The sequence below is a fragment of the Cellulomonas sp. KH9 genome (assembly GCF_900114185.1).
Classification (GTDB): Bacteria; Actinomycetota; Actinomycetes; order Actinomycetales; family Cellulomonadaceae; genus Cellulomonas.
Genome location: NZ_FOSE01000001.1, coordinates 215,304 through 229,919, shown reverse-complemented (window position 1 = coordinate 229,919; position 14,616 = coordinate 215,304). Strand labels below are relative to the sequence as shown.

The following is a 14,616-nucleotide window of genomic DNA, read 5'->3' as shown; positions in this document are numbered from 1 at the left end:
AAGAACGGGGGTGCGGGGTGCGGCGGGCGCCGCGTCACTCCTTGACGGAGCCGGCCGACAGGCCGGACTGCCAGTAGCGCTGCAGCAGCAGGAAGGCGACGACCAGCGGCACGATCGTCAGGACGGACCCGGTGATGACCAGGTGGAAGATCGCCTCACCGCCGGCGGTGGCGGCCTGCGCGTTCCACGCGTTGAGGCCGAGCGTCAGGGGGTACCAGTCGGGGTCCTTGAGCATGATCAGCGGCAGGAAGTAGTTGTTCCACGTCGCGACCATGGTGAAGAGCAGCACCGTGACGATGCCGGGGGCGAGCAGCGGCAGGCAGACCTGCGCGAACGTGCGGGCCTCGGTGGCACCGTCGATGCGGGCGGCCTCCATGAGCTCGGTGGGGACCGCCTCGGCGGCGAAGGTCCACATGAGGTAGAGGCCGAACGGCGAGATCAGCGACGGGATGATCACCGACCAGGGCGTGTTGGTCAGGCCGAGCTGGCTGAACATGAGGAAGGTCGGCACGGCCAGGGCGGTCCCGGGCACGGCGACGGCGCCGATGACGACGGCGAACACGGCGCGCTTGCCGGGGAACGTGAACTTGGCCAGCCCGTACCCGCCCAGCACCGCCAGCGCCGTCGCACCGCCGGCACCCAGCACCACGTACAGCACGGTGTTGAGGAACCACCGCACGAAGATCGCGTCGTCGTACGTGAGCGTCTGGCCGATGTTGGTGAACAGCGCGAACGAGTCGCCGAACCACAGCCCGAACGACGAGAACAGGTCGCCCTGCGTCTTGGTGGCGTTGACGACGAGCCACACGAGCGGGACCAGCGAGTACAGCAGGACGATGCCGGTGAGCACCGTGAGCAGCACGGACCGGCGCGGCCGCTCGGCGCTGCGGGGGCGGGTGCCCCCGGGCGCCCGGCCGCGGGTGCTGCGCAGGCGCGGCGCGGCGGACCGGCGCGTCGCGGCGGGGGTCGCGGGCGTGGGGGCGGGGGTCGCGGTGGTCATCGCTCACGCCTCCTTGCGCATGCCGCGCAGCTGGACGACGTAGGCGATGACCATGGTGAGCACGCCCATGAGCAGGGCCACCGTGGCGGAGTAGTTGTACTGCTGCCCGGAGAACGACAGCGAGAACGCGTACAGGTTGGGCGTGAAGTACGTGGTGATCGCGTTGGGCGCCAGGGACTGCAGGATGCTCGGCTCGTTGAACAGCTGGAAGCTGCCGATGATCGAGAAGATGCCGGCCACCACCAGGGCGCCGCGGATGGCGGGCAGCTTGATGGCGGTGATGACGCGCCACTGCCCGGCGCCGTCGATCTGCGCCGCCTCGTACAGCGAGGTGGGGACCGTGCGCAGCGCGGCGTAGAAGATCAGCATGTTGTAGCCGACGAACTCCCAGGTCACGATGTTGCCGATCGCGGCGAGGACCAGGTCCGGCGACAGCGGGTTCGGCAGGCTGACCCCGAACGCCTCGTTGATGTTGCCGACCAGCCCGAACCGCGTGCCGTACATGAAGCCCCACATGAGCGTGGCGACGACGGCGGGCACGGCGTACGGCAGGAAGATCGAGATGCGGAAGAAGTCCCGCCCGTACAGCCGCCCCGAGTCGATGGCGAGGGCCACCAGCAGCGCGATGCCGAGCATGACCGGCACCTGCACGGCCAGGAACAGCGTGACCCGGCCCAGGGCGGACCAGAACTGCGGGTCCTCCAGCGCGCGCTGGTAGTTCTCCAGCCCGACGAACGTGGTGCCGCCCACCAGCTGCGTGCGGAACAGGCTGATCCACAGCGAGTACGCGATGGGTGCGAGGAACACGAGCGCGAACACGGCCATGAACGGCCCGACGAACCCCCACCCGGCCCAGCGGGCGCGGGTGCGGCGCCGGGGCAGCGCGCCGGCGGCGGGCGGGACCGCGGCGACGACGGCGGTCTGGGACACGGGACACTCCTTCGTGCGCCGGATGTTGACGTCATCATCAGCACGTCGTCGCAGAGTTTCACCAAGGGTCGAAGTATGTCAAGACCTCCGAGTTCTCCTGATCACGAGGCCTCTTCGGCAGGCCGACCCGGCGGGCGCTGATCGATGGCGACGTCGCCATCGGTGGTCGCGCGACCACTGCTACGCTCCCCCGCATGGCGCAGGTGCCCTCACCCCGTGGCCGGGCCGGGCCGTCCATCGCCGACGTCGCACGGCTCGCCGGCGTCTCGCAGCAGACCGTCTCGCGCGTCTCCACCGGCGCGACCAACGTGCGCCCCGCCACCCGCGACCGCGTCCTGGCGGCCATGGACCAGCTGGGCTACAGCCCCAACCACGCCGCCCGCGCCCTGCGCTCGGGGGCGTTCCACGCCATCGGCCTCATCGCGCACCGGCTGACCCGCACGGGCGAGTCCCGCACCCTCGAGGGTGTCGTCGAGGCCGCCCGGCAGCACGGGTACACCGTCAGCCTGGTCGACGTCCGGACGCCCTCGTCGTCCGACGTGTCCGACGCGGTGCGCCGCCTGGACCACCAGGCGATCGACGGGCTGGTCGTCATCCGCGCCGAGGACGCCACGCCCGCCACCCTGGCCCTGCCGCCCCGCCTGCCGGTCGTGGTGTCCGACTCCCGGTTCGTGGGCCACCACCCCGCGGTCGGCACCGACCAGGTGGAGGGTGCGACGTCCGCCGTGCAGCACCTGCTGGACCTGGGGCACCCGACCGTGCACCACGTCGGCGGACCGCTGGACTCGACGCCTGCGCGGGTGCGCGCCGACGCGTGGCGCACCCGGCTGCGCGCCGCCGGGCGGCCCGTCCCGCCGGCCTGGCACGGCGACTGGTCGGCCGCCTCCGGCTACCGCGTGGGGGCCGAGGTCGCGGCGGACCCGCAGGTCACGGCGGTGTTCTGCGGCAACGACGAGATGGCCGCCGGGGTGGTGCGCGCCCTGCACGAGGCGGGCCGACGCGTCCCCGAGGACGTCTCGGTCGTCGGGTTCGACGACGTCCCGCTGGCCGAGTACCTGTGGCCGCCGCTGACGACCGTCCGGCAGGACTTCACCGCGATCGGCGCGCAGCTGGTCGAGCTGCTGGTCCGCCAGATCCGTGACGGGGAGCGCCTCGCCGGCCACCACGTCGTGGTCCCGACGCGCCTGGTCGTGCGCGGCAGCACCGCCCCGCCGCGGGTGCGCTGACCCGCCGGTCAGAACGCCGCCGGGTCCGTCTCCTGCGGCCACGCGTCGACCGGGACCCAGGCGACCGGTGCGCGGTCCGCGTCGAGCAGCGCGAGCCCGCGGACACCGAGGGACCCGTCGTCGCGCAGCGGCACGTCGAACACCAGCGCGCCGGGGCCGCCCTCGAGGTCGGCCGAGGACGTGCCGGGTGCCACCGACCAGCCGCGCCACCGGGTGACCAGGCTCTGCTGCCCACCGCCCGGGGACATCCCGGACGGGTTGGCGGGCAGCATCCCCAGGCCCCGGCCGCCGGTCGTCGGCATCGTCCACGCCTCGGCGTACCCCGCCGGTGCCTCCGTGCCCGCGGGGAGCAGGCCCTGCCAGGAGGGCACCGACGCCGGGTCGACCACGAGCCAGAAGTCGCCCTCCTGGATCCGGACCTCGACGTCCCCCGTCGCGGCGACCTGCGGCACGAGCCTGACCTGCGCCTGCTGGTTCGTGCCGTCCGCGGTCCCGACCGCCACGACCGACAGCCGCGCGACCGCGGACGCCGGCTGCAGGTCCGCGGTACCGTCACCGGCCGCGGCCGCCGCCGTGGCCGTCGGGGTCGCGTCGGGGCGGTCCGCCGTCGCGTCACCGTCCGGGGTGCAGCCCACCAGGACCAGCGCGACCAGCGGTGCGGCCGCCCAGCGCGCGGCCCTCACCGGTCAGCGCCCGAGGCATCGCCCGCGCCCTGCGGCACCGTGAACCCCCACCCGTCGGCCCGCAGCCGCGGGATCATGCGCGCCACCGCCTCGACGGTCTGGCTGCGGTCGCCGCCCCCGTCGTGCAGCAGGACCACCCCGCCCGGCTCGACGCCGCCCAGCCGCCGGACCAGCTCGTCGACGCCCGGCGGCACCCAGTCCTCGACGGCCAGCTGCCACTCGAGCGACGCCATGCCGAGCTCGGCGGCCACCGGGACCGTGCGGCCCCAGTGGCCGAACGGCGCGCGGAAGAACGGCACCGGCGCGTCGGGGACCACGGCGTGGATCGCGTCGAGCGTGCGCTGCAGGTCCGCCCGGACCGCGTCCGGCGACCAGTCCTCCAGGTCGTCGTGCCGCCAGGAGTGGTTGGCCAGGACGTGGCCGTCGGCGGCGATCCGCCGCACCACGTCGGGGTGCGCCTCGACCTGCACCCCGACCAGGCAGAACACGGCCCGGACCTGCTCACGCGCCAGCACGTCGAGCAGCGTGAGGGTGTCCGGCGGGTTCGGGCCGTCGTCGAACGTGAGGACCGCCGTGGGTGCGGCGGGGTCCGGGTCGACGTACCGGATGAGGTCGGGGCCGGGGGCGTCCATGCGGGCATCCTGCCGCAGCCGGCCGGTGGCCGGGGGCCGTACGGACCCCCGGCTCACCCGGGCGGGCGACCTGCCCGACGCTCGGCCCGGCGCTCAGCCCGCCGCGACGTCCGCGTCGGTCAGCACGACCTGCTCGCCGTCGTCCCCGGTCGCGCGCACCTCGAACGAGCCGTCCGCCACGTCGAACGTCAGCGTCGCGCGGGCGTCGCCGGCGATGCGCACGAACGTGCCGCGCGTGCCGTCGACGTCCCAGGTGAAGTCGCCGTCGAAGGCCGGGTGGGACGACCGCAGGCGCAGTCCGGCGAGCTGGCCGCGCACCGCGGGGTGCTCGAGCGCCGCCTCGACCTCGGCCGGCGTGTAGTGGTGCCGGTTGACGTCACGCCCGACGCCCGTGGCGGCCAGCAGGTCCATGTCGTTGGCGCCGGCCAGCAGGCCGACGTAGTAGACCTGCGGGATCCCCGGGACGAAGAGCTGCAGCAGCCGCGCCAGCACGTAGCGGCGGTCGTCGCGGGCCAGCGCGTCGTAGAACGTGCAGTTGACCTGGTAGAGGTCGAGGTTCGACGCGGCGGCGCCGGTGGCCTGCCGTGACGTGCCGCCGGAGTTGTCATGGATCCGCTCGACCAGCGCGTCGATCTTCTCCGGGGCCAGCAGGCCCGGCTCCCCGGGTCGCAGGTCGGACGGGCCGACGTCGACGATCCCGATGCCGTCGTGCGTGTCCAGCACCGTCACGGCGTTGGCGGGGCGGATGCGCAGCCACCCGGCCAGCGGCTCGAGGTCACCGGCGGTCAGCGCGTGCAGCACCAGCGGCGGCAGCGCGAAGTCGTAGACGAGGTCGACCTTGCGGGCGATCTCGATCTGCTGCGTGTGGTGCCCGTGCACCTCGACCAGCACCTGGGCGCCGCGCGCCTTGGCCTGCTCGACGATCCGCTCGGTGTACGCGTCGGTCGCCGGCGTCATGAAGCAGTCGGTGCCTGCCTCCTTGCCGGTGTACCCCACCGCGTCCAGGCGCAGCATGGTGACGCCACCGGACGTCAGCGCGTCGACCACGGACGTCAGGTAGTCCCACGCCTGGGGCGTGCGCAGGTCGATGTCCACCTGGTCCGGTGTGAACGTGGTCCACACCAGGCGCCGACGCCCGCCGAGCGTCATCGCGGTGAACGGCAGCCCCGGACGCGGGCGGTAGATCCGCGCCAGGTCCTCCTCCGTCACGCCGTCGGGGAACACCGACCCCAGGGTGAGGAACATCGGGGCGTGCGGGGACGCGTCGCCGCGCTCCCGCACGTCACGGAACTGCGCCGAGTCCGCCGACACGTGGTTGACGATGACGTCGGCCATGACCTCGCGCCCGTCGGCCAGCGCCCGCACGTCGTCCCACGTGCCCAGCCGCGGGTCGACCTCGGTGTGGTCCCGCGGGTCGAAGCCGGCGTCCACCCCGTCGAACGGCGTGTAGAAGGGCAGCACGTGCACCCCGTCGAAGGCCCCGGCGAGCGGGCCGTCGAGCAGCGACCGCAGGCCGGGCAGGTCGCCCGCCAGGCGGTCGGCGTAGGTGATCAGCTGGGGACCGTGGTGCGTCACGTCAGGCTCCGTCGTCGTCCGGCGACCATCGTCGCCTCGTGGTCGCCGGGGTGCACGCGGGCGACCACCGGTCGGGAAGGGAAGAGGGGGTCCGCCGGTGCCCACCGCCGGGGGGAAGGCGGGCACCGACGGACGTCAGGGGGTGGCGCCGCGGTTCAGCAGGCGCGCCAGCCAGCGGGCGCGGGCGGTGCGCGCGTCACGCGACACGGGCGCGTCGGGCACGAGCCCGTCGAACCCGTGGCAGCCACCGGGCCACACGTGCAGCTCGGCGTCGCCGCCGTCGGCCCAGATGCGCGACGCGTACCGCACGCACTCGTCGCGGAACGTCTCGGCGGAACCGACGTCGACGTACGTGGGCGGCAGCCCGTCGAGCCGGTCGGCCCGGGCGGCCGACGCGTACGCCGCGGTCCCGGGGCCACCGACGGCGTCCCCGAGGTACGCGGCCCACGCGGTCGCGTTGGCCGTGCGGTCCCACGTGCCGACGCCGGCCATCTGGTGGCCCGACGCGCTGTCGTTGCGGTCGTCGAGCATGGGGCACACCAGCAGCTGCCCGGCCAGGGCCGGCCCGCCGCGGTCCCGCGCCAGCAGCGTGAGCGCCGCCGCGAGCCCGCCGCCGGCGCTGACGCCCGTGACGACCACGCGCGCCGCGTCCAGCCCGAGGCGCTCGGCCTGCCCGACGAGCCAGACGAGCGCCGCGTAGGCGTCGTCGACCGCGGCGGGGTACGGGTGCTCGGGCGCCAGGCGGTAGTCGACGGACGCGACGGCCCACCCGGGTCCGAGCTGCGTGGCGGCCGGCACGTCGTCGGACACGGTGCCCACGACCAGGCCGCCGCCGTGCAGGTGGAGCAGCACCGGCACCGGTCCGTCGGCCTCCGGGCGCAGCAGTGCCACGCGGACCGGGCCGGCCGGGCCCGGGGCCTCGTGCCACGTCAGCGTGCGGCGCGTCGCCACCGCGACCTGGTCGAGGTCCGGCGGGCACGCCCTGGCACGCAGCGCCGCGATCTGGTCCGCCCGCAGCGTCGTCACGACGTCGTCGGGCCGGGCCGTCAGGGCGGCGGCGACCGCGGGGTCGAACGGCGGGCGTGCCGCCACGGCCGTGCTCATCCCTTCAGCGCCCCCTGCATCAGGGCCGAGACGAACTGCCGCTGGAACGCGAGGAACACCAGCAGGGTGGGCGTGAGGATCAGCAGCGAGCCCGCGCACAGCAGCGGGACGTCCGTGCCCCACTGCCCCTGGAACGCGCCCAGGGCACCGGCCATCGTGCGGTTCTTCGGGTCGTCCACCAGCACCACGGCGAGCAGGAACTGGTTCCACGTCCACAGGAACATGAGGATGCCGAGCGACGACAGCGCGGGCCGCGACAGCGGCACGTGCACCCGCGTGAACAGCTTCCACGTGTTCGCGCCGTCGATGCGCGCGGCCTCCGACAGGTCCGGCGGCATCGTCACGAAGTGCGCGCGCATCCACATGACCGCGAACGGCATGTACAGCCCGAGCAGCGGCAGGATGATCGCCCACCGGGTGTTCAGCAGCTGCAGGTCCCGCATCTGGTAGTACAGCGGGACGATGATCGCCTGGAACGGCAACGTCAGGCCGAGGACGAACGTCAGGAAGATCCACCGGTGGCCCGGGGGACGCAGGTGGCCCAGCGAGAACCCGGCGAGCGTCGCGATGAGCAGCGCCGCGGGCACCACACCGAGCTCGATGAGGACGCTCGACCACAGCAGCGCCCACATGTCGGCGGCCTGGAAGGCGTCGACGAAGTTCGACCAGTACGGCGTCTCGGGCCACTCCAGGCCGGACGGGTACGTGCCGGGCTCGTGCAGCGCGGTGACGAACAGGCTGATGAACGGGATGACCGTGACGGCCATCAGGAGGATCAGCAGGGCGTGGCCGAGCCACCTCTCACGGCGGGAGACGATCATCAGTCCTCCTCCTTCGTCAGCCGCTGGATCGGGAGCACGACGGCCAGCACCAGGACCATGAAGACCACGGCGAGCGCGGAGGCCTGGCCGACCTCGCGCGAGAAGAAGCCGAGGTAGTAGATCTCCAGGCCGGGGACGAGCGTGGAGTTGGCCGGGCCGCCCTGGGTGGAGATGTAGACGATGTCGAACGCGGCGAGCGCGGCGATGACCGTGACGGTGACGCACACGCCGATCTCCTGGCGCACGCTCGGCAGGGTGATCGCGAAGAACTCGCGGACCGCGCCGGCACCGTCGATGCGCGCGGCCTCGTACAGGGCCGGGTCGATCTTCGTCATGCCGGACAGCAGCAGCAGCAGGCACAGACCGAGCGCGACCCAGGCGCCGATCACGCCGACCGCGCCGAGCGCGGTGCTGGTGTCACCCAGCCACGCGCGGGTGATCGAGCCGAGCCCGACGAGCCGCATGAGCTCGTTGACCAGGCCGTCGGTGGCGAGCAGCCACGTCCACATGATGCCCGCCGCGACGAGCGGGATGACCTGCGGCAGGAACAGCACCGTGCGGGACACCAGCGCGAGCCGGCTGGCCGCGAACTTGCGGATCGTGGCGGCGGTGAGCAGGCCGAGGATCACGGGGACGAAGCTGAAGTAGATGATCAGCTCGAGCGCGTTGACGATCGAGCCGAGCAGCTCGGGCTTCTCGACCAGGCGGGTGTAGTTCTCGGCGCCGACGAACGTCGAGGCACCGACACCGTTCCAGTCGTAGAACGAGTACTGCACCGTGAGCACCAGCGGGCGCAGCACGAAGATCACGTAGAAGAAGGCAGCCGGGACCACGAGGCCGAGAGCGGCCCAGCCCCGGCGCAGGCGCCGCGCCTTGAGGGCGCGGCGCCTGGCCTCGAGGCTGGTCGACGCCGGAGCGGCGACCTCGCGGCGACCGGGCGCACCGGTCGTCCGCATCTCGTTCATCAGCCGTTGATCTCGCTCTCGTAGTCCGCCTGGACGGCCTGCAGCAGGCCCTCCGCCGTCTGGTCACCCGCGACGAGCTTCTGCAGGTTCGGGGTCCAGCTCTTGGCGTAGATGGCACCGGTCGCGTTGGCGATGAACTCCATCGCGCCGTTGTCGTCGGCGATCGTCGCGCCGGCCGCGAGGGTCTGGCCGGTCACGGACTCGGGGTCGACCTCCGGCATGAAGGCGTCGGCCGGGCCCATCGGGTGCGAGCCGCCGACCTCGACGGCCAGCGTGCGGGCCTCGTCGTTCGTGGCGATCCAGTCGAAGAAGAACGCCGCGCACTGCGGGTTCGCCGCCTTGGACGAGATGCCGAACGTCAGCGGGGCCGACATGGCACCGACCTTGCCGCCCTCCTCGAGCGGGGGCATGAGGAAGAAGCCGGCCTTGCCCGCCATCTGGGTGTCGAGGTTCCCCGACTCCCAGTCGCCGTTGAAGATGAACAGGCTCTTGCCGTCGATGAACCGGCCCATCATCTGCGAGTAGTCGAGCGAGTTGATGTCGTCGGCGAAGTAGCCGGCGTCGATCCACTTCTTCAGGTGCTCGGCGGCCTTGATGTTGCTCTCGGTGTCGATGCGCGCACCCGGCTGCTGGAACGTCCAGTCGTTGATCGCGTCCACGTCGCCGTAGGACGCCATGAGCAGCTGCAGCGGGAACGCCAGACCACCGGTGGCACCACCGTTGAACTGGGTGGACGGGGTGATGCCGGCGTCCTTGGCCTTCTGCATCCACTCGTCGAGCTCGGCGAGCGTCTTCGGGGCCTCGGTCATGCCGATCTGGGCGGCGAGCTCGGTGTTGTAGAAGACGCCGGTCATCGAGTAGTTCTTGCCCATGGCGTACAGGGGGCCGTCGCCACGGCGGCCCTCGTCGTCGACCCGCATCTGCGCGAGCTGCGAGGCGGGCCACTCGTCCCAGCCGAAGTGCGCGGCGGCCTCGTCGAGGTTGTAGAGCAGGCCGTCGTCGACGAGGTCGGACATCTGCGGCAGGCGCATGAGGTCCGGCGGGTTGTCGGCCAGGACGCGGGGCGCGTTCTGGGTGATGACGGCGAACTGGTCCTCGCGGACGTCGAACGAGACGTTGGGGTACTGCTTCTCGAACTCCTCGAAGAGGGCGTTCGAGAGCGGGAAGCCGGTCTCGAGGTACGCGTCGAGCGTCACGTCGTCCGTGCCGCAGGTCCAGTCGCCGGAGGCGGTGGCGGCGCCGTCGCCGTCGGCCGTGGGCTCGTCGGTGGTGCTCGCGCCGGGGGCGCTGCACGCGGTCAGTGCGAGGATGCCTGCCAGGAACAGCGACGTGGCAGCAGCCGCGTTCCGGGACCTTCCTGTCGTACGAGACACCGGTGTCTCCTTCTCCGTCGGACCAGGTCCGTGGGGCGCGGACCCTTGCTAAATCGTCTTAGCACGGTCATGCTGACGATCCGGCGCAGCCGCTGTCAAGCCAGGTGGGATCACGAAACGGTGACGGCGGCGCCGCATCGCCGCCACCCCGGACACTCGTCCAGGTTTGCCTGGACATGCCGCCGGGGCGGGGCGGGTCCACCGCCGGACGAGCACCCCCTAGGATCCTCGCGACGAAAGGACGGACGTGACCCGACGCGTGACGCTCGCGGACGTCGCCCGCACCGCGGGGGTGTCGTCGACGACCGCCTCGCTCGTGCTGTCCGGCCGCGGGTCGGAGCTGCGCATCTCGCAGGCCGTGCAGGAGCGCGTCCGGGACGCGTCCGCCGCCCTGGGCTACCGCCCCAACATCGTGTCCGTCGGGCTGCGCAAGGGCACGACCCGCACCCTCGGCCTCGTGTCCGACACCGTGGCCACCGGGCAGATGGCCGGCGACATGATCAAGGGCGCCATCGAGGCCGCCCGCGACCACGGCTACATGCTGTTCATCGGCGAGACCGAGGGCGACCCCGCCATCGAGAGCGCCCTCATCGACGCCATGCTCGACCGCCGGGTCGACGGCATCATGCTGACCTCGATGTTCACGCGGACGCGTGCCGTGCCGGCCGAGCTCGAGCGGCTGCCCACCGTCCTGCTCAACACCCTGCCCGCCGGCACCACCCGGGCACCGGCCGTCGTCCCCGACGAGGCCGCGGCCGGCCGCGCCGCCGCACGCCTGCTGCTCGACGCCGGGCACCGCGAGATCCACCTGGTCGGCGCCGGGCCCGACCCGGGTGACGTGCCGCCCGACACCGTCGCCGGCGTCGAACGCCTCGCGGGCATCCGCGAGGCCCTCGGGGCCGCGGGCCTGGCGCCCGCCTCGGGGCACCTCTGCGGCGACTGGGTCCCCCCGCAGGGCTGGGCCGCGACCCACGAGCTGCTCGCCCGCCACCCCCGGCCCCGCGCGATCATCTGCTTCAACGACCGCCTCGCGTTCGGCACCTACCAGGCGCTGCAGGAGGCCGGGCTGCGCATCCCGGACGACGTGTCGGTCGTGTCGTTCGACAACTACCCCATGGCGGACTGGCTGCGCCCGGGCGTCTCCTCGTTCGCCATCCCGCACGAGGAGCTCGGCCGCCGCGCGGTCGAGCTGCTGCTCGCCGAGGTCGGCGGCGACGGCACCGGGCCGGGCGTCCACCGGCTGCCCGTGCCGCTGCGCGCCCGCGGGTCGGTCGCGCCCGCCTGACGCGTCGCCGGGAGGTCAGCCGCCCGCGACCTGCCGGCGGGCACGGGCCCGCACGACCCACCAGACCACCCCGGTCACCACCGCACCGCACCCGACGAACCCCAGGCCCAGCACCACGAACACCCCCAGCACCGTGCCCCAGACCGACGCGAAGAACGGCGCGAACGCCTTGTCCGCCGTGAGCGCGACCCACGCGTCGGGGAGGCCCGCGGACGGCACCGCCATCTCGTACGTCCCGGTCTCCGGGGCGGTGAACGCCCCGACCGACACCGCCACGAGACCCCCCGCGGTGCTCGTCATGGTCACGCCCGGCGACGCGTCCGCCGCGACGACCTCACCGGACGGCGCGAGGAGCAGCACGTCCTCGGGCAGGTCCGGGCGGTCGTCCTCGCCGGACGCGCTGCGGGGCACCACCAGGTGGACGGCGTAGCGCTCCCCCGCCTCGAGGTCGACGCGCGCCGCCCCCGGTGCGGGTGCGGCCGCCAGCACGGCGGCTCCCGGCCGCCCGTCGGACGTCAGGACGTCGCTGCGCACCGCACCGACGAACCCGCCGACCGTGCCCACGGCCGCCGCGAGGGCGGCCACCAGCAGCAGCAGCCCGACGACGGTCAGCACGACCGGCCAGGCCAGGGACGTGCGACGCGGCGGGACCGGCGCCGGTGCGGCGGCGGACGGGTGCGGGGGGACGGGCGGGTGGCTCACGGACGCGAACCTACCGGCGCCCGCCCGCCGCGGCAGCCAGGTGTCGGGGCGGGCGTCCGCGGCGTCAGATCGACGCCACCCACAACCCGTCCCGGGCCCGCGTCATGGCCACGTACAGCTCGCGCAGCCGGTAGTCGCGCCGCTCGCGGTCCACGTCGTCGAGCTCCTCGGGCTTCTCCGTGAGCCACGACGCGTACGGGTCGACGACGAGCACCTGCTTGAACTCCAGCCCCTTGGCGCGCTTCACCGTGCCGACCTTCACGCGGTTGACCGGCACCCCGTCGTACTGCTCCAGGTTCACCACGGGCACGCCGGCCTTGCGCAGCGACTCCGTGGCCGCCTCGACGCCCCGGCGCGACAGGGACAGCACGCCGACGTCACCGAAGTTCGTGCCCACCTCCGCCACCACCTCGTGCACGCGCAGCACCAGCCGGCGCTGCCGGTCGGCCTCGTTGGCGCACCGCACGTACACCGGCTTCGCGCCGCTGCGCTGCACCTCCGCCGGACGGTCGCCGCGCGCGGTGGTGCCCTCGATGTCCGCGAACTCGTCGTCACGCACGAGCATCGACGCGAACTGCAGGATCTCGCGGGTGTTGCGGTAGTTGACGTCGAGCACCGTGCCGCGACCGGCGACGGACACGCCCGCCTCGGCCAGCGTGAAGCCACCGGGGTAGATGGTCTGCTGGCCGTCACCGATCAGCGTCAGGCCGTCGGGGGCGTCACCCACCAGCGCGTGCAGCATGCGGATCATCACGCACGTCAGGTCCTGCGCCTCGTCGACGACCACTGCCGTGTACCGCCCGGTCATGGGCTCGCGCCGCAGCTCGGCCTCCGCCAGGGCGATCTGGTCGGCGAAGTCGTGGACACCGCGGTGCTCCAGCTCCTCCTGGTACGCCTCGTACAGCTCCCACACGACGCGCCGCTGGTGCGGCCCCAGCCGGTGCCGACGCCCCAGGCGCGGCAGCTCGGCGTACTGCTCCCAGCGGGTCAGGCCGCGCCCCTTGATGACGTAGCTGACCTCGTCGTGCCAGTAGTCCTGCTCGTGCCGGTCGGTGTCGATGACGCTGCCGCCCGCGACCCGGCCCCACGCGGCGGTCCACGCCGACGCGATCTTCCGGCCGTCGATGCGGTGCTCCACCCCGCGCTCCTCGAGGATGCGCTTGGCCGTCTCGTGGACCCCCGCGAACTCGACGCGGTCGACGACGTCCGGTGCGAGCCGGGTCAGCTGCTGGCGCAGCACGTCGGGCAGCGTCCGGATGTAGGTGGTGACCAGGACCTTGCCCTGGCGGGTGCGCGCGAGGTACGCGGCGCGGTGCAGCCCGACGACCGTCTTGCCGGTACCGGCGGCCCCGCGGATCCGGGCGGGCCCGTTGTACGAGCGCCGCACGACCCGCGCCTGCGCGGGGTGCAGGAACGCCATCCACTCCTCGACGGGTGCCGCCATGAGGCCGGTGAGCAGCGCGGACCGCACCTCCTCCTCGGTCAGCAGCGGGACCGGCGGCTCCGAGGTGGCGCCGCCGCCGGGCCCCCGGGGGTCGGGGAACCCGCCGTGCGCGGCGGCGTGGTCGCGCTCCCGGGTGGCCGGCCGCGCGGCGGGACCGCCGGGCAGCGGACCGCGCGGCGCCGGCAGCACCGGCTCGGGCAGCGTGGTGCTGATCGGCGCCGGGTCCCCCACCTGGCGGAACCACTCCAGGCACCGCGCCAGGACCAGGTCCACCTGCCGCGGCCCGAGCCGCGAGCCGCGCCGCGCGATCTGCGGCAGCACGTCGCGCTCCCCCACCACGTGCACCGGCCCCACGCGCTCGTCGACGCCGGAGCGCCCCGCCAGCACGGCCACCGCGTGCACCTCGCCCGGGGCCAGCCCGACCTCGGCCAGCTCCCCCTCGGTGCGGTACGCCAGGTCGGCCAGCGCCATGAGCTCGTCGGTGACGTCCTCCTGACCGCGGTGGATGCGGTCGCCGGCGATCGACACGTCGGCCCAGGCCTTGGTGTCCACCACGAACACGCCGGCCGGCCCGACGACCACCATGTCGACCTGCGCCCGCCGGCTGCCGGGCCACTGCCGGTCCGCGAGCAGGTGGTAGCCCGCGGCGGCCAGCGGCGCCAGCACGGCCGCCGTGCGCTGCTCGGTCGCCGAGGCGAGCCCGTACCGCGAGGCGGTCGCGCGCGCGGCGACCGCCGCCTTCTCGTGCGCGGCCGCCAGCGCGAGCTGGCGGCTCGCCTCCTGCGCCGCGGAGTCCCCTGCAGGCATGGTCGTCCCTCCCCACCGTCGAGGCTCTATCGGCCGCGGTGCGCGGGAGCATGAGACGGCGGAGGGGTG

General features: G+C 73.7%; 13 protein-coding genes. 2 read left to right on the top strand and 11 right to left on the bottom strand.

Going from position 1 to position 14,616, the window contains the following annotated elements; all coding sequences use genetic code 11:
* Positions 1–34: 34 nt before the first annotated feature.
* Together BMZ16_RS01045 and BMZ16_RS01040 are read right to left on the bottom strand one after the other, a co-directional pair.
* Positions 35–1,000, bottom strand: a complete 966-nt coding sequence (locus BMZ16_RS01045) for a carbohydrate ABC transporter permease (RefSeq protein WP_089797681.1) — start codon at positions 998–1,000, stop codon at positions 35–37.
* Between the two features lie 3 nt (positions 1,001–1,003).
* Positions 1,004–1,930, bottom strand: a complete 927-nt coding sequence (locus BMZ16_RS01040) for a carbohydrate ABC transporter permease (RefSeq protein WP_255366283.1) — start codon at positions 1,928–1,930, stop codon at positions 1,004–1,006.
* Positions 1,931–2,124: 194 nt separating this feature from the next.
* Between BMZ16_RS01040 and BMZ16_RS01035 the strand changes: the two genes are divergently transcribed.
* The gene (locus BMZ16_RS01035; RefSeq protein WP_089797679.1) at positions 2,125–3,156 is read left to right on the top strand and encodes a LacI family DNA-binding transcriptional regulator; all 1,032 of its coding nucleotides are present in this window, start codon (positions 2,125–2,127) and stop codon (positions 3,154–3,156) included.
* Between the two features lie 8 nt (positions 3,157–3,164).
* Here BMZ16_RS01035 and BMZ16_RS01030 read toward each other — a convergent pair whose 3' ends face one another.
* The 7 genes from BMZ16_RS01030 to BMZ16_RS01000 all read right to left on the bottom strand — a co-directional run bounded on the left by BMZ16_RS01030 (position 3,165) and on the right by BMZ16_RS01000 (position 10,309).
* Positions 3,165–3,839: a hypothetical protein gene (locus tag BMZ16_RS01030; protein ID WP_089797676.1), complete on the bottom strand. Its 675-nt coding sequence runs from the start codon at positions 3,837–3,839 to the stop codon at positions 3,165–3,167.
* Complete coding sequence (locus tag BMZ16_RS01025; RefSeq protein WP_089797675.1) at positions 3,836–4,471, bottom strand: polysaccharide deacetylase family protein; 636 nt, start codon at positions 4,469–4,471, stop codon at positions 3,836–3,838. The genes BMZ16_RS01030 and BMZ16_RS01025 overlap by 4 nt, the downstream gene beginning before the upstream one ends.
* Positions 4,472–4,564: 93 nt before the next feature.
* Entirely contained in the window at positions 4,565–6,046 is a 1,482-nt protein-coding gene (gtfA, locus tag BMZ16_RS01020) for a sucrose phosphorylase (protein ID WP_089797673.1), read from the bottom strand.
* Between the two features lie 135 nt (positions 6,047–6,181).
* A complete protein-coding gene (locus BMZ16_RS01015; protein WP_089797671.1) occupies positions 6,182–7,150 on the bottom strand; it encodes an alpha/beta hydrolase in 969 nt (322 codons plus the stop codon).
* On the bottom strand, positions 7,147–7,971 hold the full coding sequence (locus BMZ16_RS01010; protein ID WP_089797669.1) for a carbohydrate ABC transporter permease: 825 nt from the start codon (positions 7,969–7,971) through the stop codon (positions 7,147–7,149). Before BMZ16_RS01010 ends, BMZ16_RS01015 begins: the two co-directional genes overlap by 4 nt.
* Positions 7,971–8,936, bottom strand: coding sequence for a carbohydrate ABC transporter permease (locus tag BMZ16_RS01005; protein WP_089797667.1), 966 nt, complete (start codon positions 8,934–8,936; stop codon positions 7,971–7,973). Before BMZ16_RS01005 ends, BMZ16_RS01010 begins: the two co-directional genes overlap by 1 nt.
* Positions 8,936–10,309, bottom strand: a complete 1,374-nt coding sequence (locus BMZ16_RS01000; RefSeq protein WP_089797665.1) for an ABC transporter substrate-binding protein — start codon at positions 10,307–10,309, stop codon at positions 8,936–8,938. The genes BMZ16_RS01005 and BMZ16_RS01000 overlap by 1 nt, the downstream gene beginning before the upstream one ends.
* Positions 10,310–10,556: 247 nt before the next feature.
* Between BMZ16_RS01000 and BMZ16_RS00995 the strand changes: the two genes are divergently transcribed.
* Positions 10,557–11,594 (top strand): LacI family DNA-binding transcriptional regulator, encoded by a 1,038-nt coding sequence (locus tag BMZ16_RS00995; protein ID WP_177199546.1) that lies wholly within the window; start codon positions 10,557–10,559, stop codon positions 11,592–11,594.
* A gap of 15 nt (positions 11,595–11,609) precedes the next feature.
* On the opposite strand, the gene BMZ16_RS00990 is transcribed toward BMZ16_RS00995, so the two are convergent.
* Together BMZ16_RS00990 and BMZ16_RS00985 are read right to left on the bottom strand one after the other, a co-directional pair.
* On the bottom strand, positions 11,610–12,296 hold the full coding sequence (locus BMZ16_RS00990; protein WP_089797663.1) for a hypothetical protein: 687 nt from the start codon (positions 12,294–12,296) through the stop codon (positions 11,610–11,612).
* Positions 12,297–12,360: 64 nt separating this feature from the next.
* Positions 12,361–14,547, bottom strand: a complete 2,187-nt coding sequence (locus BMZ16_RS00985; protein WP_089797661.1) for a nuclease-related domain-containing DEAD/DEAH box helicase — start codon at positions 14,545–14,547, stop codon at positions 12,361–12,363.
* Positions 14,548–14,616: the final 69 nt, after the last annotated feature.

Excerpts from the sequence above, each read along its gene's own strand:
- BMZ16_RS01015 (WP_089797671.1), bottom strand. The coding sequence starts at position 7,150 with ATGAGCACGGCCGTGGCGGCACGCCCGCCGTTCGACCCCGCGGTCGCC.
- BMZ16_RS01010 (WP_089797669.1), bottom strand. The coding sequence starts at position 7,971 with ATGATCGTCTCCCGCCGTGAGAGGTGGCTCGGCCACGCCCTGCTGATC.
- BMZ16_RS00985 (WP_089797661.1), bottom strand. The coding sequence starts at position 14,547 with ATGCCTGCAGGGGACTCCGCGGCGCAGGAGGCGAGCCGCCAGCTCGCG.
- BMZ16_RS01025 (WP_089797675.1), bottom strand. The coding sequence starts at position 4,471 with ATGGACGCCCCCGGCCCCGACCTCATCCGGTACGTCGACCCGGACCCC.
- BMZ16_RS01005 (WP_089797667.1), bottom strand. The coding sequence starts at position 8,936 with ATGAACGAGATGCGGACGACCGGTGCGCCCGGTCGCCGCGAGGTCGCC.
- BMZ16_RS01045 (WP_089797681.1), bottom strand. The coding sequence starts at position 1,000 with ATGACCACCGCGACCCCCGCCCCCACGCCCGCGACCCCCGCCGCGACG.
- BMZ16_RS01035 (WP_089797679.1), top strand. The coding sequence starts at position 2,125 with ATGGCGCAGGTGCCCTCACCCCGTGGCCGGGCCGGGCCGTCCATCGCC.